Origin of the sequence: Rhizobium sp. YJ-22 (genome assembly GCF_029601685.1) — a bacterium.
Taxonomy (GTDB): Bacteria; Pseudomonadota; Alphaproteobacteria; order Rhizobiales; family Rhizobiaceae; genus Metarhizobium.
The window spans coordinates 208,736-232,070 of record NZ_JARRIR010000004.1 but is presented as its reverse complement, the minus strand read 5'-3'; the positions used below and the strand labels follow the sequence as shown (position 1 = coordinate 232,070).

The following is a 23,335-nucleotide window of genomic DNA, read 5'->3' as shown; positions in this document are numbered from 1 at the left end:
GTTTAGTTGGCCTTTCCGCCGAGATAATTTTCCAGCCAGTGGATATCATAGTCGCCATTGGCGATATCCGGGTTGGAAATCAGATCCTGGAACAGCGGCAGCGTCGTCTTGATGCCGTCGATGACGAATTCGTCGAGCACGCGGCGCAGGCGCATCATGCATTCGTTGCGCGTGCGTCCGTGGACGATCAGCTTACCGATCAGGCTGTCGTAATAGGGCGGGATTCTGTAGCCCTGATAGGCGCCCGAATCGACGCGTACGCCCAGACCGCCCGGTGCGTGGAAATGCGTGATCGTCCCAGGCGAGGGCACGAAGGTGCGCGGATCCTCGGCATTGATGCGGCATTCGATGGCGTGCCCATGGAAGGAAATCTCGTCCTGAGTCACAGACAAGCCTCCACCTGAGGCGACACGGATCTGCTCATGCACCAGGTCGATGCCGGTGATCGCCTCAGTGATCGGGTGTTCCACCTGCAAGCGGGTGTTCATTTCGATGAAATAGAACTCGCCGTTTTCATAGAGGAATTCGATGGTGCCGGCGCCGCGATATTTCAGCTTCTTCATCGCATCGGCGCAGACCTTGCCGATCGCCATGCGCTGCTCGACGCTCAGGGCAGGGGAATTGGCCTCTTCCCAGACCTTCTGGTGGCGGCGCTGCAGCGAGCAGTCGCGCTCGCCCAGATGAATGGCATTGCCTTCGCCATCGCCGACAACCTGGATTTCGATGTGGCGCGGCTTGCCGAGGTATTTTTCCATGTAGACAGCATCGTTGCCGAAGGCAGCCAGCGCTTCGGCGCGGGCAGTCGAGACGGCCTCTTCCAGTTCCTCTTCGGTCCTGGCGACTTTCATGCCGCGACCGCCACCGCCGGCGGTGGCCTTGATGAGAACCGGGAAGCCGATTTTTCTTGCGACTTCAAGCGCATTTTCAGGCTTCACCTCGCCATCCGAACCCGGAACGACCGGGATGCCGAGCGACTCGGCGGTCTTCTTCGCCGTGATCTTGTCGCCCATGATGCGGATGTGATCGGCGGTTGGGCCGATGAAGGTGATGCCGTGGGCGTCGAGGATATCGGCAAACTTGGCGTTTTCCGACAGGAAGCCGTAGCCCGGATGCACCGCATCGGCGCCGGTGATTTCGCAGGCGGCAACGATCTGGTGGATGTTGAGGTAGCTTTCGCGCGACGGCGGCGGGCCGATGCACACGCTTTCGTCGGCGAGGCGCACATGCATCGCGTCGGCGTCGGCGGTGGAATGGACCGCGACGGTGGCGATACCCAGCTCCTTGCATGCTCTGAGCACGCGTAGCGCGATTTCCCCGCGATTGGCAATGAGGATTTTGGAGATCATGCCGTGTCCTTTATTCGACGACAACAAGCGCTTCGCCGTATTCGACCGGGCGGCCGTCATCGATGAGGATCTGCGTCACCGTGCCGGAGCGCGGCGAAGGAATCTGGTTCATCGTCTTCATCGCTTCGATGATCAGCAGCGTCTGGCCTTCCTTGACCGTGGCGCCGACCTCGATGAAGGGACGCGCGCCCGGGGCGGGAGCCAGATAGCAGGTGCCGACCATCGGGGCGGTGATCGTATTGGCCGGGTTCAGCGCCGGCGCGGCCGGGGCGGCTGCAGCCGGAGCGGCAGCGGCGGCCGGGGCCATGGCGAGCGGAGCCGCCATCGGAACCGGGGCCTGGATATACTGGGTAGCGCCGGCACGGGAGACGCGAATGCGCAGGTCGTCCTGCTCGACTTCGATCTCGGTCAGGTCGGTCTCGTTCAGGATGTTCGCGAGGTCGCGGATCAAAGCCTTGTCGATGCCGTTCTTCTTTTCAGACATGAAGTTCTGCCCTGTCTTTTCGTTCTCTTGACGTATGGTGGGACGCTGCCGCGCCGCGAGGATTCGCTGGCGGCCAGGCGTTTCAGCCGAAATCGGTCCCGAAGCTATAGACCGGCCAGCCGCGGAGGAAAAGCCCCCGCGGCGCGCTCAACCCTTGAGAATGGCCGGAAATGCCATGTTGACGGTGGAAAGACGTCCGCTCAGCACATGGTCTTGCCGCAACTGCGGACATTGCCGATCTTTTCTTCCAGCGCCTCGGCGCCGACGGCGCCGAACACCGCCTCATTGCCGATGACGTAAGACGGCGTGCCGGTAATGCCGAGCGTGCCGGCGAGCTGATAGACGTCCTTGACGGACGCATCGTTCGGCTTGTCCGCCATCTGCTTGCGCAACGCATCTTCCTTGACGCCGAGCGAAGTCGCGACCTCGATGGCGCGCTCTTCCGTCGCCCGCACGTCACCGCCGAGCAACGCCCGGTGGAACTCGCCGTATTTCTCCGGCGCCAGTGCCTTGAAAGCATAGGAGACCTTGTGCGCAGCCATCGAATCCGGACCGAGGATCGGCAATTCCTTCAGGACGAAGCGGACGTTCTTGTCGGCATCGATGATCTCGTTCATGTCCGACAGCGCATGCTTGCAGTAACCGCAATTGTAGTCGAAGAACTCGACGATGGTGACGTCTCCCTTGGGATTGCCGAGGATCATGTCGCCGCTATCGGAGAAGATCGCCTTCTTGTTGGCCGCGACCGCCTCCGCGGAAGCCTGCGTGCGCGCCGCCTCCTGCTTGGCCTGCAGCGCGTTCTGGACGTCGAGCATGATTTCGGGATTCTGGATCAGATATTCCTTGATAAACTGCCCGATCTCTTCCTTTTGCTTGTCATCGAGCGCCATGGCCGGAGCCGCGACGCCCATGGACAGGGCGAGCACTGCCGCTGCGATCGGTTTGAAGGTGAAGGCCATGGTGTTTCCTCGTCGTCTTGAATTGCCTGTGCCGAAACGGTCGTGCCGGCCCGCTTGTGTCCCGCGGAGAGTAGGGCGGCCGGCCCCGGATGCAAACCGAAAAAATCGCCGCGCCCGCGCGAGTCGCAAGAACGTGATGAGCGCAACAATGCGGCATTTGTCGGGCCTCGCCGCAAGCACTGGATTTGCAGTCCTTTCAGCGGCTTGCCGCGCATTGCGGATTCAGTTTCGGAAGGTCTTGAATTGATCCCGCAAAGAAAAACCGGCCGCCAGGGCCGGTTTCCGTGTTCGATAAGACTGGCAAGGCCTCAGAGGAAGCCGCGGCGCTGCCACCACCCGGCTTTCTTCGGCTTCGGCGGCTCTTCGTCGCCATCGGCGGTCGCGCGCTTCGAAGTCACAACCGGCTCCGACGAGGAGACATTCGATGCGCGATTGGCACGCACCGCCCTGGCCTCGGTGGTCTCGGCCTCGGGCGCAGCCTCATCCATAGCGGCCGGCTCGGCGGGGAGATCGGCAGCATCTGCCGCGATTTCCACCGTTTCGCTGACCTCCGCCACGGGTGCCGCTTCCTCTGCAACCGGGGCTTCGACAGGCGAAGCCTTGGCCTTGCGGCTGCGGCGGGCCTTGGCCGGCTTGGCGCTTTCTTCGGCAGGGACCGCTTCCGCGACGGCGGCAACAGGCTCGACCGGTGCCTCGTCGGCGGGCTCCGCGGATTCGACGGATACGCTCACGCTTTCCGCGGCGGCTTCGAAGCTTTCGTCCTCGTCGTCGCCATCATCGGAGGCTTCGCCGTTCTCATCGATCAGCGAGCCATCCTCGCGGTTGCGGCGGCCGCCACGCTTGCCACGACGGCGGCGCTTGCGCTTGGGCTGGTCGTCGGAAGTGGCGGCTTCGGACTCGGCGCCGTTATCGCCTTCGTCCTCGTCGCCATCCTCGTCATCGTCCTGGTCTCCGGCGATCGCGTCGCCACGGACGGCCTGGTCGTCTCCGGCCTGGCCCTTGTTGCCACGACGGCGGCGACGGCGCTTGCGCTTGCGATTGCCGATGTCGTCATTGTTGCGCGCAGCCTTTTCGGCGCTTTCTTCGCGCTCGCTGACGATTTCGTCTTCTTCGTCCTCGTCCGCCTCGATGACGATGTCGTCGTCATCCTCGGGCTCGGGTTCGAAGTGGATCAGGGTTTCAATCCTGACCGGGTTTTCGACCGGCTCGCCGCGCTCGATGCTGAAATGCTGCGAACCGACCGCGTTGTCGGCCTCGACGACGATCGAGACGCCGAAGCGGCGTTCGTAGTCGACGATGGTGCCGCGCTTGTGGTTCAGCAGGTAGAGCGCCGTCTCCGGCGTGGTGTGGACGATGATGTCATGCGTGGTGTTCTTGAGGAGATACTCCTCGATGCCGCGCAGGACATGCAGTGCCACAGACGACTGCGAGCGGATATGGCCGGTGCCGGCGCAATGCGGGCAGACCTGGGTTGTAGATTCCAGAACCGAGGCGCGGATGCGCTGGCGCGACATTTCCAGAAGGCCGAAATGCGAGATGCGGCCGACCTGGATACGGGCGCGGTCGTTCTTCAGGCAATCCTTCAGCTTCTTCTCGACGGAGCGGTTGTTGCGCTTCTCCTCCATGTCGATGAAGTCGATGACGATCAGGCCGGCAAGGTCGCGCAGGCGAAGCTGGCGGGCGATTTCTTCCGCCGCTTCCAGGTTCGTCTGCAGCGCGGTGTCTTCGATGGAGTGTTCGCGGGTCGAGCGACCGGAATTGACGTCGATGGCAACCAGCGCTTCCGTCTGGTTGATGATCAGGTAGCCGCCGGATCTCAGCGTCACCTGCGGCTGCAGCATGCGATCGAGCTGCGCCTCGATGCCGGAGCGCGAGAAGATCGGATGCAGGTCGCGGTAAGGCTGGACCACCTTGGCATGGCTCGGCATCAGCATCTTCATGAAGTCTTTCGCTTCACGATAGCCTTCTTCGCCGGCAACGATGATCTCGTTGATGTCCTTGTTGTAGAGGTCGCGGATCGAGCGCTTGATCAGCGAGCCTTCCTCATAGACGAGGCAGGGCGCGATCGAATTCAGCGTCAGCGTCCGGACATTTTCCCACAGGCGCATCAGGTATTCGAAGTCGCGCTTGACCTCGACCTTGGTGCGGTTGGCGCCGGCGGTGCGCAGGATGACGCCCATGCCCTGCGGCACTTCCAGCATGCGGGCGATTTCCTTCAGCCGCTTGCGGTCGGTGGGATTGGTGATCTTGCGGGAAATGCCGCCGCCGCGCGCCGTGTTCGGCATCAGCACCGAATAACGGCCGGCCAGCGACAGATAGGTGGTCAGCGCCGCGCCCTTGTTGCCGCGTTCTTCCTTGGCGACTTGCACAAGCAGGATCTGGCGGCGCTTGATGACTTCCTGGATGCGATACTGCTTGCGCGGCTTGCGCACGACGCGATCCGGAACCTCTTCCATGGCGTCTTCGGCGCCGACGGATTCGATGACTTCCTTTTCGCCGTCATCGTCATCATCGTCGTCGTCATCGTGGCGACGCGCCAGCGTCTCCTCGGAAATGCTGTCGGTATCGACCATCGCGGCCATTTCGCCGGGCTTGCCGTCGTCGTCCTGCTCATCGGCAGGCGTCTCGGCGCTTTCGACGGCGACCGGCTCGGCGGCGACCTCGACATCGGCCTTGCGCTTGCGGCTGCGGCGCGGCTTGGCTTTCGGCTTGGTCTCTTCTTCGGCGGCAGCGGCCTCGGCGGGCGCGGCTTCCGTCACCGGCGCTGCTTCGACGGCCGGCGCTTCCTCGGCGGCGACCTCGACCGTTTCCTCGATGGAAGCGGCCTCGACATCGGTGCCGGTCTCGACCGGTTCGATGTCGTCGTCCTTGCGATGCTCCTCGGCTTCGGCCTTCAGAAGCGCTTGCCGGTCGGCAAGGGGGATCTGGTAATAATCGGGATGGATTTCGGCAAAGGCCAGGAAGCCGTGGCGATTGCCGCCGTAATCCACGAACGCCGCCTGCAGCGACGGCTCGACGCGGGTCACCTTTGCCAGGTAGATGTTGCCGCGGATTTGTTTCTTGTGCTGAGATTCGAAATCGAATTCTTCTATGCGGTTGCCGCGAACGACAACGACGCGCGTCTCCTCTTCATGAGACGCATCGATAAGCATTTTGTCTGCCATTGACTTTCTGCTCCTCGGCGCGAATGCGAGCGAGCAGGCAAACCGGTTCGTGAAGCGGAAAATGCGTGCAAAGCGGACAAAGCGCCGGAAATTTTAATTCCCGCCCGGGAGCGTCGAGCGGCCGGCAGCAGGACAGCACCGGGACAAGATACATCCCTGGACCTGTTCACTTCTGACGAAAACTGCTGCAACGACATCAACGACCAAACGAGAATGACGATACCTTGAACCCTATGAGGATCCGATGAATTTGCTCCTGCGAGCGTGACGGCATGCCGTCGATGTTTTTCTCCGGCCACCGCCGGCTGATCCAGTTTCAGGCAGCACTGCTTTGACGACGGATGAAGCCTGCGCCAGTTAGCGCCAGATCCGAAAATACGGCTGGCTGCCTTGCGGCGATCTATCCCGTCAGCACCTTATGCCTTCATCTATGCTTGTATGTCCTCCGTGTCGCAATAGCAAGGGAAAAGCCAAGTGCGTCATAATATTGATCGATTTCTGTCGATGAGCGGGGTTGCGGTCGCCGGCCTCACGTCTTCCGCCTTCAACCCGCCGGAATTTTCCGGCATATGAGACAGGGCCTCGGCGAATCGCCAGACAGCAACGGGCTCCGGGAGAGGGTGCATCCGGCTTTGACATTCCTTGTGATCCGCAATGCAGGCTTGAGGGCGATGCGCGCCGTCGCGCTTTTTGCCTGCTTTCTCGCGGCGATGCCCGCGATGGCCGCCGATGATGCGGTGCTTGCCTTTGGCGCGCGGATCGCCGGCGACGACGCCCGCTCGCGCATTGTCATCGATCTGGAGAAGAAGATCGACGTCGCCGTGCATTACGTCACAAATCCGCCGCGCGTGATCGTCGACCTGCCAAGGGTCGCCTTCGGTTTTCCCGCCGACCAGCTTGCGCCGCGCGGCCTGTTTTCCGACATCCGCTACGGCACGATGGATGCCGACAGCGCCCGGCTGGTGCTCACGGCCCGCAAGCCCGTGGAACTGACCACCGCCAAGGTGCAGGTCGAGGGCAAGGATATCCGCCTCGTGCTCGACGCCGTCTCGGTGTCTGAAAAGCGTTTCCAGGCGCTTGCGGCGGCCGAGACCTGGCGGCAAGGCGACATTGCCCCGAAGCCGGCCAGCGCGATGCTGGCGCAGAAGCCGGCAACGGACGGCGCCTTCGTCATCGCGGTCGATGCCGGTCATGGCGGCATCGATGCCGGGGCCATCGGCGCCGACAGCAAGACTGAGGAAAAGAACGTCACGCTCGCCTTCGCCCGTGGCCTCGTCGAACGGCTCAACCGGGAACCCGGCATCAAGGCCGTGCTGACCCGTGAGGACGACCGTTTCCTGTCTTTGTCGGAACGGGTGCAGATCGCCCGCGAGAAGCGCGCCAATCTCTTCGTCTCGTTGCATGCCGATACGCTGCAGCAGAATTCGATCCGCGGCGCCACCGTCTACACGATTTCCGACAACGCTTCGGATGGACTGGCCGCCGCCCTTGCCAAGCGTGAAAACCTCTCTGACGAGATCGCCGGCATCAAGCTTGGGGACGAGCCGGCCGAGGTCGCCGATATCCTGCTCGACCTGACCCGGCGCGAGACGCAGGCCTTTTCGATCGCCATGGCCCGCTCGGTGGTCGGCGCTTTCGAGGGGCAGATCGGGTTGATCAACAACCCGCATCGCTATGCCGGTTTCCGGGTGCTGCAGGCGCCGGACGTGCCCTCCATCCTGCTGGAACTCGGCTTCCTGTCCAATCCCGAGGACGAAAAACTGCTGCTCGACGAAGCATGGCGGGCGAAGGTTGCCGACCTCCTGGCGGTCGCCGTGCGTCGATACCGCGAAAAGGCGGCGGCGGATGGCGGCTGAGCGCCGTTGCGATCCGGTGACAGATGCAGGGAAAACGTCGGCGAGGCCCTATTTTGCTCACATTCGGACCATTATTGACCGGCACAGTTCGTCGATAGGGACGAGTCGTGATGCGTCCGGTGGCGGCGGTCTCTTGCAAACCGGCAGGCGTCGTGCAAAACGCGGGCATCTATGCGATTGTATCGCTGGCGCGACGCTCGGCGCGGCGAAACGAATTTCAAATACAGCTTTTCTTCCTGTGAAGGACCGGTAGCTCAGACGATGATCAGACTGATTGGATACTTGTTCGGCTTGGCCTGCGTCTTGTTTTTCGGCGTCGCCGCCGCTGTCGCCGTCTATCTGAACGGGGTTTCGAAAGATCTTCCCGATTACGCGGTCCTGGCGAGCTATGCGCCGCCGGTCACCACCCGCATCCATGCCGGCAACGGCGCGCTGATGGCCGAATATGCCCGCGAGCGCCGCCTGTTCCTGCCGATCCAGGCCATTCCAGACCGGGTGAAGGCCGCTTTCCTCTCCGCGGAAGACAAGAATTTCTACAATCATCCGGGCGTCGATCTCACCGGTCTCGCCCGCGCCATGGTCAACAACATCCAGAACATCGGTTCCGGCCGTCGCCCCGAGGGCGCCTCGACCATCACCCAGCAGGTGGCCAAGAACTTCCTGCTCTCGTCCGACCAGACCATCGACCGCAAGGTCAAGGAAGCGATTCTCTCCTTCCGAATCGAACAGGCCTATTCCAAGGACAAGATCCTGGAACTGTATCTCAACGAGATCTTCTTCGGCATGAATGCCTATGGCATCGCCGGCGCGGCGCTCACCTATTTCGACAAGTCCGTCACCGAGCTGACCGTCGCTGAAGCCGCCTATCTCGCCTCGCTGCCCAAGGGACCTGCCAACTACCATCCCTTCCGCCGCCCGGAAGCGGCGCTGGAACGCCGCAACTGGGTCATCGACCGCATGGTCGAGAACGGTTACGTCAGCAAGCCGGATGGCGAGGAAGCCAAGGCGCAGCCGTTGGGCGTCACGCCGCGCCGCAACGGCTCCTATCTGTTCGCCTCCGAATTCTTCTCCGAGGAAGTGCGCCGCCAGATCATCGAGCGCTATGGCGACAAGGCGCTGTATGAGGGCGGTCTTTCGGTGCGAACCTCGCTCGATCCGACGCTGCAGGCCTATGCGCGCCGCGCGTTGCAGGACGGCCTGATCAATTACGACGAACGCCGCGGTTTCCACGGCCCGGTTTCCACCATCGACGTCAGCCATGAATGGGGCGCCCAGCTTGCCAAGATTCCCGCGCTCGCCGACGTGCCGGAATGGAAGTTGGCCGTCGTCCTCGGCGCCGACAAGAGCGGTGTCGACATCGGCATTCGGCCGCAGATCGAGGCCAGCGGCAAGGTCGGCGGCGATCGCCAGACCGGCCGTATCGAGGCGGAAAACATGCGCTGGGCCTACCGCTCCGCCAAGGGCGACCGCAAGACGGCGAAATCGCCCGATGGCGCGCTGTCGCCGGGCGATGTCGTCTATGTCGAACAGATCGGCGGCGACAATTCCGGCAATTACCGCCTGCGCCAGCCGCCCAAGGTGCAGGGCGCTCTGGTCGCCATGGATCCGCATACCGGCCGCGTCCTGGCCCTGGTCGGCGGCTTCTCCTATGCGCAATCGGAATTCAACCGCGCCACGCAGGCAAAGCGCCAGCCGGGTTCCTCCTTCAAGCCTTTTGTCTATGCCGCCGCGCTCGACAACGGCTATACCCCGGCCTCGGTGATCATGGACGCACCGATCGAGATCGTCTCCGGCGGTCAGGTCTGGCGCCCGGAAAACTATGGCGGCGGTTCCGCCGGCCCCTCGACGCTGCGCCTCGGCATCGAAAAGTCGCGTAACCTCATGACGGTGCGGCTGGCGAACGACATGGGCATGAACCTCGTCGCCGAATATGCCGAGCGTTTCGGCATCTACGACAAGATGCTGCCGCTCCTGTCGATGTCGCTGGGCTCGGGCGAAACCACTGTCCTGCGCATGGTCTCGGCCTATTCCGTGCTCGCCAACGGCGGCAAGCAGATCAAGCCGTCACTGATCGACCGTATTCAGGACCGCTACGGCAAGACCATCTTCCGCCATGAGGAACGCGGCTGCGACAATTGCAATGCCGGCGGCTGGCAGAACCAGGACGAGCCCACCATCGTCGACAATCGCGAGCAGGTGCTCGACCCGATGACCGCCTACCAGATCACCTCGATGATGCAGGGTGTCGTCCAGCGCGGTACGGCGGCCGGCAAGATCAAGCTCGACGGTCGCGATGTCGCCGGCAAGACCGGCACGACCAACGACGAGAAGGACGCCTGGTTCGTCGGCTATACGCCCGATCTGGTCGCCGGCCTTTATATCGGCTTCGATACGCCGGCGCCGCTCGGCCGCGGCGGCACCGGCGGATCGCTTTCGGCGCCGATCTTCAACGAATTCATGCAGCAGGCGATGAAGGAAAGCCCGCCGACGAAATTCATCGTTCCCGAGGGCATGAGCCTGATCCCGGTCAACCGCAAGACCGGCATGCGGGCGATGGAAGGCGAGCCGGACACCATCGTCGAGGCTTTCAAGCCCGGCACCGGCCCCGCCGACAGCTTCAACGTCATCGGCATGGAAGGCACCGTCGATCCCGACGAGATCATGCGCACCTCGCCGCAGGCCAACCAGGCGGTCACCTCCGGCGCCGGCGGGCTTTTCTGACCCCCGATCCTTTTCGGCTGCGCGCTCCGGCTTTACATCCGGGGCGCGTGACCTTATGGACAGGCCACGATTTTTTGACAGAGCAAAGACAGGAACGATGCGCGCTGAAATCGAGAACGTAGTCGACGAAATCAAGCAGGCCATAAGCCTGCTGAGGAGGCATCTTTGACTGGGACCAGGCGATAAGACGACTGGACTGGTTGAACAACAAGGCCGAGGATCCGAACCTCTGGAACGATTCGACGGAAGCCCAGAAGCTGATGCGCGAGCGCCAGCAGCTGGACGACAGCATCAACGGCGTTAAGCGCCTGACGCAACAGCTCGACGACAATATCGAGCTGATCGCGATGGGCGAGGAAGAGGGCGATCAGGATATCGTCACCGATGCCGAAAATGCGCTGAAGGAATTGAAGGCCGAGTCCGGCAGGCTTCAGGTGGAAGCCATGCTTTCGGGTGAAGCCGACGGCAACGACACATACCTCGAAGTCCATTCCGGCGCCGGCGGCACCGAGAGCCAGGATTGGGCGAGCATGCTGCTGCGCATGTACACGCGTTGGGCGGAGAAGCAGAAGTTCAAGGTCGAACTGCTGGAAGTACATGACGGAGAAGAAGCCGGCATCAAGTCCGCGACCCTGCTGGTCAAGGGTCACAATGCCTATGGCTGGCTGAAGACCGAATCGGGCGTGCATCGCCTGGTCCGCATCTCGCCTTATGACAGCAATGCGCGCCGCCATACCTCGTTCTCGTCGGTCTGGGTCTATCCGGTCGTCGACGAATCGATCCAGATCGAGGTCAACGAAAGCGATTGCCGCATCGACACCTACCGCTCGTCGGGCGCGGGTGGCCAGCACGTCAACACCACCGACTCGGCTGTGCGCATCACGCATATCCCGACCGGTATCGTCGTCGCCTGCCAGCAGGAACGATCACAGCACAAGAACCGAGCCAAGGCGTGGGACATGCTGCGCGCCCGTCTCTATGAGGCCGAACTGAAGAAGCGTGAAGAAGCGGCCAATGCCGAGGCGGCCTCCAAGACCGACATCGGCTGGGGCCACCAGATCCGCTCCTACGTGCTGCAGCCCTACCAGTTGGTCAAGGATCTGCGCACCGGCGTCGAAAGCACCGCGCCCGGTGACGTGCTCGACGGCGACGTCAGCCCCTTCATGGAGGCTGCGCTGGCCCATCGCATTAGCGGCAAGGCCGACGCGGCCGTCGCCGACATCGATTGACCGGCATGGCGGCGCCTTCGGGCGCCGCCGTCCTATCGTCTCTGAAAACCGCGCGAGACGTATTGAATGGCGTCGGCGAAATCGCGCGGCGCCTCCTGAGGCAGATTGTGCCCCGTCTCGGGAATGACGCGGCGCTGATAAAAATCCCGGAAATGCTTCGCATCGCCATCCGATCGTGTGGGCGGATCGACGCCATCATCCGCGCCTTGCAGGACGATGGTGGGAATATGGATATCCGGTTGCCTGGCCAATCGCGCCTCGATCGCTTCATAGGCCGCATCGCCCGGAATGCCGCCAAATCGATGCCGATAGGAATGGACGACGATATCGGCGAAGTCTGGATTGTCGAATGAGGTCGCCGAGCGTTCGAAGACATCAGCGGTAAAGCGCCAGGACGGCGACCAGAGCTGCCAGATGTAGCGGCAGAGGTCGCGACGGTTCGTCTCAAGCGCCGTGCGACCGCGTGCGGAATGAAAGTAATACTGATACCAGTAACGTGCCTCTTCTTCCGGCGCGACCGGCATTGCCGCCGCCGCAATGTTCTGGATGTTGTAGCCGGTGCCGCAACTGACAAGCCCATGGACACGATCCGGATGCAGTGCCGCGACGATGCAGGCCGCACGCCCGCCCCAATCATAGCCGCCGAGCACGGCTTTTTCGATGGACAGCGCATCGAGCAAGGCCAGCAGATCGGCGCCGAGCGCTGCCTGCTCCCCCGAACGTAACGTTTCCATGCTCAAGAAGCGGGTCGGACCATAGCCGCGAAGATAGGGAACAATGCAGCGATGCCCGGTTTCGGCGAGCAGGCGGCTGGCGTCGTCATAGGCATGGACGTCATAGGGAAAACCATGCAGCAATACCGTCGGCACGCCGTGCGGCGGGCCGAATTCGAGATAGGCGATATGCAGAACGCCTGTGTCCACGGTTTTCATCGACCGTTTCCCTCGTCAGATACCCTTCCCCGCAGGCGGGTGTTCAGCGGCCCGGCCGTCCGGTCTTGCCCTTGGTGCGGCCTTTGCGTTTGGCTTCGCCAGGCTCCTCGTAGGAGCCGGCGCCGACGCGGCCGCGAACGAGGGGACGGTGATCGGCTTGGTCGTCACTGCGTTCCGGCTGCCCCTCGAGCAAGGGCGAAAACCGCTTCTTGCTGGAGAGTGATTCCTCCGGACGTTCCGGCAATTTGCCGGTAACAGGCTTTTCGGTGCGGCCGACCGTCATCTCGTCCAGCGTGTTGCGGCGGAACAGGCTCTTGCCGGCGGGCTCGGCCACGTCGCGGCCCATGTCGTCGAGGTCGGGCTTGCGGAACAGGGGCGTCGCGGTGTCCGTTCCCGGCCCCATGTCGTCGAGCGAAGGCTTCTGGAAATAGGAGGGCGCGGCCGGTTCCGGGGTCGAACCGCGCTTGGACTTGCCTTCCAGCGCGCGCGATTCCTCGCGGGCGATGGGATCGTCCATGGCCGCGAGCTCGACAGCCTTGAGGCGCTTGATTTCGTCGCGCAACCGGGCGGCAGCCTCGAAGTCGAGGTTCGCGGCGGCGTCGCGCATCTGCTTTTCCAGCGCGTTGAGGTGCGATTGCAGATTGTTGCCGACGAGATGCCCGCCATCGGCAAAACCCTTGCCGGCGGCGCCGGAAATGTCGGCGCGCACATGATCGCGCTCGTAGACCGAGTCGAGGATGTCGGATATCCGCGCCTTCACCGATTCCGGCGTGATGCCGTGCTCGGTATTGTAGGCCACCTGCTTTTCGCGGCGGCGGCTGGTTTCCTCCATCGCCCGCTTCATCGAACCGGTGATCTGGTCGGCATAGAGGATGACCTTGCCATCGACATTGCGCGCCGCACGCCCGATGGTCTGGATAAGCGACGTTTCCGAGCGCAGGAAACCTTCCTTGTCGGCGTCGAGGATGGCGACGAAGCCGCATTCGGGAATGTCGAGGCCCTCGCGCAGCAGGTTGATGCCGACCAGTACGTCGAAGGCGCCGAGGCGCAGGTCGCGGATGATCTCGATGCGCTCCAGCGTGTCGATGTCGCTGTGCATGTAGCGGACGCGCACGCCCTGCTCGTGCAGGTATTCGGTGAGGTCTTCCGCCATGCGCTTGGTGAGCACGGTGACCAGCGTGCGATAGCCCTTGAGGCTGGTCTCGCGGATTTCACCGAGAACGTCGTCCACCTGGGTACGGGCCGAACGCACCTCGACCGGCGGATCGATCAGCCCGGTCGGGCGAATGACCTGCTCGGCGAAGACGCCGCCGGATTGCTCCATTTCCCAGGAGCCGGGCGTGGCGGATACGGCGACCGTCTGCGGCCGCATCGCGTCCCATTCCTCGAAACGCAGCGGACGGTTGTCCATGCAGGAGGGCAGGCGGAAGCCGTATTCGGCCAGCGTCGCCTTGCGCCTGAAGTCGCCGCGATACATGCCGCCGATCTGCGGCACCGTCACATGGCTTTCGTCGATGAAGATGATGGCGTTGTCGGGAATATATTCGAACAGCGTTGGCGGCGGCTCGCCGGGGTTGCGGCCGGTGAGGTAGCGCGAATAGTTCTCGATGCCGTTGCAGACGCCCGTGGCTTCGAGCATTTCCAGGTCGTAACGGGTGCGCTGTTCGAGGCGCTGCGCCTCCAGCAGGCGGCCGGCCTTTTCCAGTTCGACCAGCCGGTGCTTCAGCTCTTCCTTGATCGCCCTGATCGCGCCGTTCAGCGTCGGGCGCGGCGTGACATAGTGCGAATTGGCGTAGATCTTCACCGATTTGAGCTCGCCGGTCTTCTGGCCGGTGAGCGGATCGAATTCGGTGATCGAGTCGATCTCGTCGCCGAACATCGAGATGCGCCAGGCTGCATCCTCAAGGTGGGCCGGGAAAAGTTCGATCGTATCGCCGCGCACGCGAAAAGAACCGCGGGTAAAATCCATGTCGCGGCGCTTGTATTGCTGGGCGACGAGATCGGCGAGGAGCTGGCGCTGGTCGAGCCGGTCGCCGACCGACATCTGGAAGGTCATCGCCGTATAGGTCTCGACCGAGCCGATACCGTAGATGCAGGAGACCGAGGCGACGATAATGCAATCGTCACGCTCCAGCAGCGAGCGCGTCGCCGAGTGGCGCATCCGGTCGATCTGCTCGTTGATCGAGCTTTCCTTCTCGATATAGGTGTCGGAGCGCGGCACATAGGCTTCCGGCTGGTAATAATCGTAGTAGGAGACGAAATATTCCACCGCATTGTCGGGGAAGAAATTCTTGAATTCCGAATAGAGCTGCGCCGCCAGCGTTTTGTTGGGCGCGAGGATGACGGCCGGGCGCTGGGTCGCCTCGATCACCTTGGCCATGGTGAAGGTCTTGCCGGAGCCGGTGACGCCGAGCAGCACCTGGCTGCGCTCGCCGCTTTCCAGGCCTTCGACGAGGTCGCCGATCGCGGTCGGCTGGTCGCCGGCCGGCTTGTATTCCGAGTCCATGCGAATTTCGATGCCGCCTTCGGACTTGTCCGGCCGGGCGGGGCGGTGAGGCGTCCAGATCTTGCCGTTCTTGTGCAGCGGGTTGCCGCTTTCGATCAGCTTGGCCAGAGCATCGACGGTGGCGGTGACAGACCCTTGCGCGAGGTTTCCGGCATCTTCCAGCGAGACGTCGAGGCCGGCGACCGGATTGAGGCCGGCGGCGGCGCGCGTCTTCGGATCGCTGCTGGCGCCGATGGAAACGCCGCGCGATGTCTTCTGGGCGGTGATGTCGCTGCCGCCCCGGGATTTCTTCGCCGTGGTGTCCTGCTTGTCGCGCGCGGCGATTTCCACCTTCTTGCGGTGCTTGCCGGCCTTGGAGGCGATATCGCGCTGGCTTTCGAAGCTGGTGGATTCCGCGTCGGCCTCGAGCTGACGCACCCAGTCGGCGACGGACCCACTGATCGGCGCGCCTTCAAAGTCCGCTTGGGGTGCTTCCTCGAAGCCGGTCGGCTTGGACGGTTTTTTTGGAGATCTGGCCATGGGCGGAATATGGAGAGAGTCCGCGCGGAAGAAAAGGGGGGATGAGTACAAAAAGGAAACACGCGCGTCGAGCCGCGATTTATGTGCTCATCGCATTTTTCGTCCGATGTCCACTTTCCCGGAAAAGTCTCAGCCTTCTGCCGGCACCGGCGTGGGATGGCCGTCGCCATCGAGCGCCACCATGATGAAGGTGGCGGCCGTCACTTTTTCCATGACCGGCGTCAGGTAGCGTTGCGCCCAGCTTTCGACCCGCAGCGTGATCGAGGTGCGACCGACGGCGACGATATCGGTATAGACGCAAAGCGTGTCGCCGATCTTCACCGGAAGCCGGAAAGCCATTTCCTTGACGGCGGCGGTGACGACGCGTCCCCCGGCGCGCTCGGCGGCGCGGATGCCGCAGGCCAGGTCCATCTGCGCCATCACCCAGCCGCCGAAAATATCGCCGGCGGCATTGGCGTCGCCGGGCATGGCCAGGGTGCGCAGGGTCAGTTCTCCGGTCGGCTTGTCATTCTCGGTCATGCGATTCGTCTCGATTACGGGTCTGGCGGGATCGCCAGAATGGGACGGGGCCGAGGGGCTGGCAAGAGGCGAGGGCAGGTTTGCCAAAGGTTAAGGTTACTCTGGCCGTCAGGCGTCAACCCGGCATTTACCATATCCGCTTAAACTGTCCTCTTTCGGTGCGCGTGCGGCCACATGCGGCGCGAAACCATGGATTCGACACGGATCGGCCATGGATGCGTCGCGACCCCGGTGCAGGCTTGCCTCAGGTTTCGTCGGAATCTCCCGGCGGCGTTGCGGAAGAGACGGTTGTATGGCGTATGTTTCCTTTCTGCGGCGTGTCGCGGCGCCGTTGCTGATGTCGACGGCCCTGGTTGCGTGTACGCCCTCCGCCCGGTTCGACGACAGCACCTTCGTCGGCTCGGTCGAGCCGGTCCAGAACGTGGCCCAGCCGCTGCCGCCCTCGGGCGTCGACCAGCAGGCGAATTATACCGCCAACCCTCGGCCGGTTTCCTCGGTCGATACCTTCGAAGCCGGCGATCCTGCCAGCGCTTCGTCGGTGGAAAGCGCGCCGCTGCAGGCGAACGCCGCCGCCACGCCGCGCCGCCTGCCGAAGATCGACAGTGAGGAGGCGCTGGCCGCCAATGACGGCATAGATACCTCCATGGGCGTGCAGCCTTTGCGCGCCCCGGAAGGCGGCGTCAACATGGATTCGCAACTCGGCGTCGCGCCAAAGCGGCAACAGCAGCCGGTGGTCGGGCTTGCCGAGGAGCAGGCCAACCAGATCGCCGAGGGCGAGACCGACCAGCCCGTGGTCGATGGAATCGGCACCGATGCGCCGACGGTGGTGTCGCAGCCGGCCGGCCGCAGCCGCCTGCCGCAATCGGACATGGGCGAGGAACTCGACACCCAATCGCAATGGAAGCCGCAGGCGTCGAACCGCCAGGGCCGCCGCAGCGCGCCGGTCGCAGACGAGGGCAGCGAGCAGGTGGCCTTCCTGGCGCGTCCCGACAATCCCGCCATCGAGCGCCAGACGCCCGGCGTCATGCCGGCCTCCGAACGCGCCTGCCGCGCCGAATTGAAGCGCATGGGCGTCGTCTTCCAGGATATCTCGCCGATCTCGCAAGGCCCGACCTGCGGCATTCCCTATCCGATCCAGGTCAGCGGTCTTTCCGGCGGCAGCATCGGCGTTCGCCCGGCCACCAAGCTGAACTGCCAGGTGACGCTCGCCTTCGCCAAGTGGGTGAAGAACGAGCTGCAGCCCTCGGCGCGGATGCGCTATTGGTCCGGCATCAAGACCATCGTCCCGCTCGGCGGCTATTCCTGCCGGCGGATGAATTCCAGCGCGCGCAATCCCTGGTCGGAGCACGCGCATGGCAACGCCATCGATGTCGGCAAGTTCGTGCTCAACAACGGCAAGAAGATCGACGTGCGCAAGCCGGGTTTCTTCGCTTTCCGCGAAAAGGCATTGCTGAAGGCGGTGCGCAGCGATAGCTGCAAATATTTCAACACCGTGCTCGGCCCGGGCAGCGACCCGCACCACAAGGATCATTTCCACTTCGACTTGCGCGAGCGCCGCTCGGGCTATCGTCACTGCGACTGACTATTTTCTGGCCATGGGGGGTGTGCCGTCGCCTCGGGACATCTATATAGCGTGAAGCTCAAAAGTGTCTCCCGCAAGAGCGTTCCATGGCTCCCATCGTTTCCATTCGCAATCTCACCAAAGCCTATTCAAACGGTTTTCAGGCCCTGAAGGGCGTCAATCTCGATATCGAGCAGGGCGAGATCCTGGCCCTGCTCGGGCCGAACGGCGCCGGCAAGACGACGATGATTTCGATCGTCTGCGGCATCGTCAATCCGAGCGGCGGCGAGGTGAAGGTCGCCGGCCATGATGTGGTGCGCGATTTTCGCCAGACGCGGCGGCTGATCGGTCTCGTGCCACAGGAACTGACCACCGACCAGTTCGAGACGGTATGGAACACGGTGGTGTTCTCGCGCGGCCTGCATGGCTGCAAGCCCGATCCCGCCTATATCGAGCGCATCCTCAAGGATCTCTCGCTCTGGGACAAACGCGACAACATGCTGCGTGAGCTTTCCGGCGGCATGAAGCGGCGTGTTCTGATCGCCAAGGCATTGTCGCACGAACCGACCGTGCTGTTCCTCGACGAACCGACCGCCGGCGTCGACGTGACGCTGCGCAAGGACATGTGGAAGGTGGTCGAACGTCTGCGCGAAAATGGCGTCACAATCATTCTCACCACCCATTACATCGAGGAGGCCGAGGAGATCGCCGACCGCGTCGGCGTCATCAATGGCGGCAACCTGCTGCTGGTCGAGGACAAGGCGACGCTGATGCAGAAACTCGGGCGCAAGCAACTGATCCTCGATCTCGCCGAGCCGCTGCCGACAATGCCGGGGTCGCTGGAGGGGCGCGGCCTGTCGCTCGCCAATGACGGCAACCGGCTGGTCTACGATTTCAATGCCGCGCATGAGGGCGAGCAGGCGACCATCGCCTCACTGCTGGCGGCGATTGCCGCCGCCGATGTCCACGTCAAGGATCTGTCGACGCAGCAAAGCTCGCTGGAGGACATCTTCGTCCAACTCGTGGGGGAAAGAGCATGAATTTCGAGGCGGTCAAATCCATCTATTATTTCGAGATGGCGCGGATGCGGCGCACGCTGCTGCAGAGCGTCGTCTCGCCGGTCATTTCCACCTCGCTGTATTTCATCGTCTTCGGCGCGGCCATCGGCTCGCGCATCCAGCAGGTGGAGGGCGTGTCCTACGGCGCCTTCATCACGCCGGGGCTGATCATGCTGACGCTGCTCAGCCAGTGCATCGGCAACGGCTCCTTCGGCATCTATTTCCCCAAATTCACCGGCACGATCTACGAGATCCTCTCGGCGCCGATTTCGACGGCGGAGATCCTGCTGGGTTATGTCGGCGCGGCGGCGACCAAGGGCATGATCATCGGGGCGATCATCCTGTTGACCGCCAATTTCTTCGTCGACATCCACATCCAGCATCCCTTTATGATGGTCCTGTTCTTCCTGCTGACGGCCGTCAGCTTTTCGATGTTCGGATTCATGATCGGCATCTGGGCGAAGAATTTCGAGCAGCTCAACCTGATCCCGATGCTGGTGGTGCCGCCGCTGACCTTCCTCGGCGGCAGCTTTTATTCCATCAACATGCTCTCGCCCTTCTGGCAGGCGGTCAGCCACTTCAATCCGGTGCTGTATCTGGTCAGCGGTTTCCGCTGGAGTTTCTACGGCATCGCCGACGTCAATCCGGTCATCAGCCTGATGATGATCTCTCTCTTCCTGGCCGCCTGCCTGATCACGCTGACCTGGATTTTCAGGACGGGTTACCGTCTGAAGAACTAATCAGTTCCGCAGCCGCAGTTCATCCGTCTGCATCTGCAGACTGCTGAGCGTGCCCAAAAAGCTCATGCCGAGCAGGCTCTGGTCGAGCTTGCCTTCCTCGGCGACCATGGCCGGCACGTTGCGGCGGGTGATGGGGCCGATGGACAGCTCGGTCAACGTCACCGGTGCTGCGGTAGTGATGCCGTTGGCGGTGGTCACAGTCATCGAATAGGTGAGGTTTTCCGGGATGATGCCGACGCGCACGGCGTCTTCCTGGGTCAGCGCCACCATGCTGGCGCCGGTATCCACGAGCATGCCGACCGTCTGGCCGTTGACCTCGGCATTGGCCTCGAAATGGCCGCTCATCGCCTTGTAGATCACCACATCCTGATCGCCGTCGCGATCGGTGACGACGACGGCATGGCCGGGCATCAACCCACCGAGCAGCCGGTTGCCGATGGTCATCGCGTCGAAGCGGTAGAGATAGGCGGTGGCGAGCGCCAGGATGATCACCAGCCAGATCAACATCTGCCGCAGACTGTCGCCGAGATTGCGGCGGCTGGCGAGAATGCCGGCGCCCAGCATGGCGGCGAAGGGCAGCAGGGTGACGAAGCGGCCGAATTCGTCCTGCTTCAACCCCATGATGCGGCTGCTGCTGTCGCTGAACAGAAGAACGGCAAGGCCGGCAAAGAGAATGACGAAAACGACGGTCAGCCTGTTCATCATGTCAGGTTGCGCTCCCGCGCCATACGGGTGCGGCGCGTTTCGCGGCGCGGCTTGCGTTCGACCGTTTCCAGCCGCGCGGGCAGGGCTTCCATGATGGCGCGACGCTCTGCATCGGAATAGCTGGTCCACAGCCCGATCTCGTCACGCGTGCGACCGCAGCCGAAGCAATAGCCGGTGTTCATGTCGATGGAGCAGACGAGAATACAGGGCGATTCCATACGGTGACCGGTCACGTTGCGGCGAGGGTTCGGGCTCTATATCGGCTTTTCACGCCATCAAGGCAAGGGCGACGAGCACCGCCATTTCGGCGAGTTGCTGCGTGGCGCCGATGGTATCGCCGGTGTGGCCGCCGATCTTGCGGCGCACGAAACGGGAAAACCCGGCCGTGACGACTCCAGCCAGAAGCACGGCGACGACGACCGGCAGCAGCGGCAGGTCGAGGACGACGAAAACGAGCGCCGCAAGCAGCGCCGTGCCGATGCAGACCAGCACGGAACCGTGTTCCGGCAGGCCGGCCGAATCGGCCACGCCGCCGGGCCGGGCCGAGGGAAGGGCCTGCCAGTGCCAGGCCATGGCGGCGCGGCTGACCGCCTGCGCCAGCAGGAAGGCGAGCGCGACAAAAAGCGGGGTTGCCACATCCATCAGCGCCGAGAACGCGGAGGCGCGCAGGCCAAAGCCGAGCACCAGCGCGATCACCCCGTAGGCGCCGATGCGGCTGTCCTTCATGATGGCAAGCGCACGATCGCGATCCCGCCCGCCGCCGAGCCCATCGGCGCAATCGGCAAAGCCGTCCTCATGCAGCGCGCCGGTCACCAGCGTCTGGAGACTGAGCACCAGGAGAGCGGAAAGCAGCGGCGGCGCATCACCGGCGATCAGCAGCGCGGCGAGCAGGGCGGCCGGAAGGCTGAGCAGCAGGCCGGACAGGGCAAAGGCCCCGGCCAGGCCGCCCATGCGCCCGTCATGCCCCTCGAAGAAACGTGCCGGAACCGGCAACCGGCTCAGGAACGCCGTTGCACGGAGGATATCGCCGCAAAATTCCCGCAACACGGTCAGCCTTTCTGGAGTGAAAGATCTCAATGCGATGGTTTGGCGCCTTTCCCTTCTCCTCCGGGAAGAAGGGGCCGAAGGGCCGGAGAAGGGGGAAGGCGATGCCGAGCGATCTCATCCATATGTGCCGGCGGCATCCCCTCATTCCGCTGCGGCGATCTTCTCCCCCGGGGGAGAAGGGAGATAGGGAAACGCTCACCCAAGGTTCGACGTCGAACCCTTACTCTTCCCCAGCCTTCTGGTTTTCCAGAATCATATAATCCAGCGGAAGCTGCGTCGTATATTTGATCTGCTCCATCGCAAAAGCGGAGGAGACGTCGCGGATTTCGATCTTGGCGATCATCCGCTTGTAGAAGGCGTCATAGGCGGCGATATCCGGCACGACGACGCGCAACAGGTAGTCGACATCGCCGCTCATGCGGTAGAACTCGACCACTTCCGGGAATTCGGCCACGACTTCCGAAAAGCGCTTCAGCCATTCCACCGAATGCGAGGCGGTGCGGACAGAGACGAAGACCGTAACCTTCGTGTTGACCTTTACCGGGTCCAGAAGCGCGACGCGGCGGCGGATGACGCCGTCTTCCTCCATCTTCTGGATGCGGCGCCAGCAGGGCGTGGTGGACAGGCCGACCTTCTTGGCCAGATCCGCCACTGCCAAAGTCGAGTCTTCCTGCAGAAGGCGCAGAATTTTACGGTCCAGACGATCCATATCGACAATCCCTCGAATTAATTTTTCTCATATACCGCAATTTTGAATGATTGAAAGAAAATTGTTTCACGCTGTCAATCTCCTCACCGTGTTCCTGAGGAAAGGCAGCAGCTCCTCCTCGAACCACGGATGCCGTTTCAACCAACCGGTATTGCGCCAACTGGGATGCGGTAGCGGCAGCACCGCCGGGCTGTCGGTCGCGGCGACGATACCGCGCCAGTTCTCCACCGTCTGCGTCAACGAAGGTCCGCGCAACGGCCCCAGATGCCAGCTCTGCGCATATTGCCCGATTGCCAGCGCCAGCTCCACTTGCGGCATGGCGTCAATGGCCTGCTGTCGCCACGCGGGGGCGCATTCGCGGCGCGGCGGCAGGTCGCTGCCGCGCGCATCATAGCCCGGAAAACAGAAGCCCATCGGCACGATGGCGAAGCGGCTGGAATCGTAGAACGTGTCGCGGTCGACGCCGAGCCAGGCCCGCAGCCGGTCGCCGGAGGCGTCGTTGAAGGGCAGGCCGGTTTCGTGCACCCGCAGGCCCGGCGCCTGTCCGGCGATCAGGATGCGTGCGGTCGGGGAAAGCACGGCGACAGGCCGCGGCTCATGCGGAAGCCGGTCCGCCGGCCCGCGCAACGGATTGTCGCGACAGATGCGGCAGGCGGCGATCTCGGCGCTCAGGCGGATGACGTCGTCGGGTTTCATTGCGCCTCCTCGCGGCTGAACAGGTTGCGGATCCACCCGAACATGCCTTCGTCTCCCTCCATGGCCGCGTGCTCGCGCCGCCAGTCGGCGGGGCGCTTGAAATCACCGGCCCAGAGGCCGCGGCCGGCAAGCCGCGCCTGCGCTTCCTCCAGCCCGTAGCCACCGTCGGAAACGGCCAGCCCCTCGCGCACCATCAGCGCGGCCGGATCCTGCTGGCCCGTGCGGCAGGATACCAGCAGGCGGCGATATCGGTCGCGCTCGGCGCCGCGACAGGTCGTGTCGGCGCCGACCAGTTCCGCCAGCCGCGTCCGGGCCGCCTGTCCGCAGGGCCATGGCCTTTCCGAATTGCCGCAGCTCTGCTTCAGCTCCGGCGCATCCAGCCCGCGCAGCCGCAGGCGCTCGCCGGCCAGCGACAGCGTATCGCCGTCGACGACGACGAAGGGGCCGGCCAGAACCTGCTCGTTACGCTGCTGCAGCTTCATCGCGATCAGCCATAAAAGGAAGATCAGCGCGAAGGCGACGATCGCATCGCGCCACAGGCGCGGTCGTTTTCTCAAATGCGGCATCCAATCCCAAACGAATCG

General features: G+C 63.2%; 19 protein-coding genes. 6 read left to right on the top strand and 13 right to left on the bottom strand.

All coding sequences use genetic code 11. The annotated features are described in order from the left end of the window. Nucleotides 1–2: 2 nt before the first annotated feature. From accC to P7F60_RS11620, 4 genes are all read right to left on the bottom strand, one after another. Entirely contained in the window at nt 3–1,346 is a 1,344-nt protein-coding gene (accC, locus tag P7F60_RS11635) for an acetyl-CoA carboxylase biotin carboxylase subunit (protein ID WP_277917888.1), read from the bottom strand. Nucleotides 1,347–1,356: 10 nt separating this feature from the next. Then, nucleotides 1,357–1,830 carry an acetyl-CoA carboxylase biotin carboxyl carrier protein gene (gene accB / locus P7F60_RS11630; protein ID WP_277917887.1) on the bottom strand — a complete coding sequence of 158 codons (474 nt, stop codon included), beginning with the start codon at nt 1,828–1,830 and terminating at the stop codon, nt 1,357–1,359. A 200-nt stretch (nt 1,831–2,030) separates the two neighbouring features. Beyond that, complete coding sequence (locus P7F60_RS11625) at nt 2,031–2,789, bottom strand: DsbA family protein (protein ID WP_277917886.1); 759 nt, start codon at nt 2,787–2,789, stop codon at nt 2,031–2,033. Between the two features lie 308 nt (nt 2,790–3,097). Further along, entirely contained in the window at nt 3,098–5,953 is a 2,856-nt protein-coding gene (locus P7F60_RS11620; RefSeq protein ID WP_277917885.1) for a ribonuclease E/G, read from the bottom strand. Nucleotides 5,954–6,624: 671 nt separating this feature from the next. Between P7F60_RS11620 and P7F60_RS11615 the strand changes: the two genes are divergently transcribed. From P7F60_RS11615 to prfB, 3 genes are all read left to right on the top strand, one after another. Further along, complete coding sequence (locus P7F60_RS11615; RefSeq protein ID WP_277918175.1) at nt 6,625–7,809, top strand: N-acetylmuramoyl-L-alanine amidase; 1,185 nt, start codon at nt 6,625–6,627, stop codon at nt 7,807–7,809. Between the two features lie 261 nt (nt 7,810–8,070). Beyond that, nucleotides 8,071–10,530 (top strand): penicillin-binding protein 1A, encoded by a 2,460-nt coding sequence (locus P7F60_RS11610; protein ID WP_277917884.1) that lies wholly within the window; start codon nt 8,071–8,073, stop codon nt 10,528–10,530. 97 nt (nt 10,531–10,627) lie between these two features. Beyond that, nucleotides 10,628–11,759 (top strand): peptide chain release factor 2 gene (prfB, locus tag P7F60_RS11605; RefSeq protein WP_277917883.1). Its coding sequence is split into 2 segments (ribosomal slippage): nt 10,628–10,696 and nt 10,698–11,759, totalling 1,131 coding nucleotides; the frame shifts between segments, so codons are not numbered across the junction. Between the two features lie 32 nt (nt 11,760–11,791). On the opposite strand, the gene P7F60_RS11600 is transcribed toward prfB, so the two are convergent. The 3 genes from P7F60_RS11600 to P7F60_RS11590 form a co-directional block, all read right to left on the bottom strand. Further along, entirely contained in the window at nt 11,792–12,691 is a 900-nt protein-coding gene (locus P7F60_RS11600) for an alpha/beta hydrolase (RefSeq protein WP_277917882.1), read from the bottom strand. A 43-nt stretch (nt 12,692–12,734) separates the two neighbouring features. Further along, the gene (gene uvrB / locus P7F60_RS11595) at nt 12,735–15,716 is read right to left on the bottom strand and encodes an excinuclease ABC subunit UvrB (protein WP_277917881.1); all 2,982 of its coding nucleotides are present in this window, start codon (nt 15,714–15,716) and stop codon (nt 12,735–12,737) included. A 129-nt stretch (nt 15,717–15,845) separates the two neighbouring features. Further along, nucleotides 15,846–16,235 (bottom strand): acyl-CoA thioesterase, encoded by a 390-nt coding sequence (locus tag P7F60_RS11590; RefSeq protein ID WP_277917880.1) that lies wholly within the window; start codon nt 16,233–16,235, stop codon nt 15,846–15,848. 292 nt (nt 16,236–16,527) lie between these two features. Between P7F60_RS11590 and P7F60_RS11585 the strand changes: the two genes are divergently transcribed. The 3 genes from P7F60_RS11585 to P7F60_RS11575 all read left to right on the top strand — a co-directional run bounded on the left by P7F60_RS11585 (nt 16,528) and on the right by P7F60_RS11575 (nt 19,594). Further along, nucleotides 16,528–17,817, top strand: a complete 1,290-nt coding sequence (locus P7F60_RS11585) for an extensin family protein (RefSeq protein ID WP_277917879.1) — start codon at nt 16,528–16,530, stop codon at nt 17,815–17,817. Between the two features lie 86 nt (nt 17,818–17,903). Then, the gene (locus P7F60_RS11580) at nt 17,904–18,836 is read left to right on the top strand and encodes an ABC transporter ATP-binding protein (protein ID WP_277917878.1); all 933 of its coding nucleotides are present in this window, start codon (nt 17,904–17,906) and stop codon (nt 18,834–18,836) included. Then, a complete protein-coding gene (locus P7F60_RS11575; protein ID WP_277917877.1) occupies nt 18,833–19,594 on the top strand; it encodes an ABC transporter permease in 762 nt (253 codons plus the stop codon). Before P7F60_RS11580 ends, P7F60_RS11575 begins: the two co-directional genes overlap by 4 nt. On the opposite strand, the gene P7F60_RS11570 is transcribed toward P7F60_RS11575, so the two are convergent. From P7F60_RS11570 to P7F60_RS11545, 6 genes are all read right to left on the bottom strand, one after another. Then, complete coding sequence (locus P7F60_RS11570; RefSeq protein WP_277918174.1) at nt 19,595–20,296, bottom strand: TIGR02281 family clan AA aspartic protease; 702 nt, start codon at nt 20,294–20,296, stop codon at nt 19,595–19,597. It lies immediately after the preceding gene. Then, on the bottom strand, nt 20,296–20,517 hold the full coding sequence (locus P7F60_RS11565; protein WP_277917876.1) for a DUF1289 domain-containing protein: 222 nt from the start codon (nt 20,515–20,517) through the stop codon (nt 20,296–20,298). Before P7F60_RS11565 ends, P7F60_RS11570 begins: the two co-directional genes overlap by 1 nt. A gap of 49 nt (nt 20,518–20,566) precedes the next feature. Next, nucleotides 20,567–21,352 (bottom strand): adenosylcobinamide-GDP ribazoletransferase, encoded by a 786-nt coding sequence (locus P7F60_RS11560; RefSeq protein ID WP_277918173.1) that lies wholly within the window; start codon nt 21,350–21,352, stop codon nt 20,567–20,569. Between the two features lie 214 nt (nt 21,353–21,566). Then, nucleotides 21,567–22,055 (bottom strand): Lrp/AsnC family transcriptional regulator, encoded by a 489-nt coding sequence (locus P7F60_RS11555; RefSeq protein ID WP_277917875.1) that lies wholly within the window; start codon nt 22,053–22,055, stop codon nt 21,567–21,569. Nucleotides 22,056–22,121: 66 nt separating this feature from the next. Beyond that, nucleotides 22,122–22,751, bottom strand: a complete 630-nt coding sequence (locus tag P7F60_RS11550; RefSeq protein ID WP_277917874.1) for a uracil-DNA glycosylase family protein — start codon at nt 22,749–22,751, stop codon at nt 22,122–22,124. Continuing rightward, nucleotides 22,748–23,308 carry a thermonuclease family protein gene (locus tag P7F60_RS11545; protein ID WP_277917873.1) on the bottom strand — a complete coding sequence of 187 codons (561 nt, stop codon included), beginning with the start codon at nt 23,306–23,308 and terminating at the stop codon, nt 22,748–22,750. The genes P7F60_RS11550 and P7F60_RS11545 overlap by 4 nt, the downstream gene beginning before the upstream one ends. Nucleotides 23,309–23,335 lie beyond the last annotated feature (27 nt).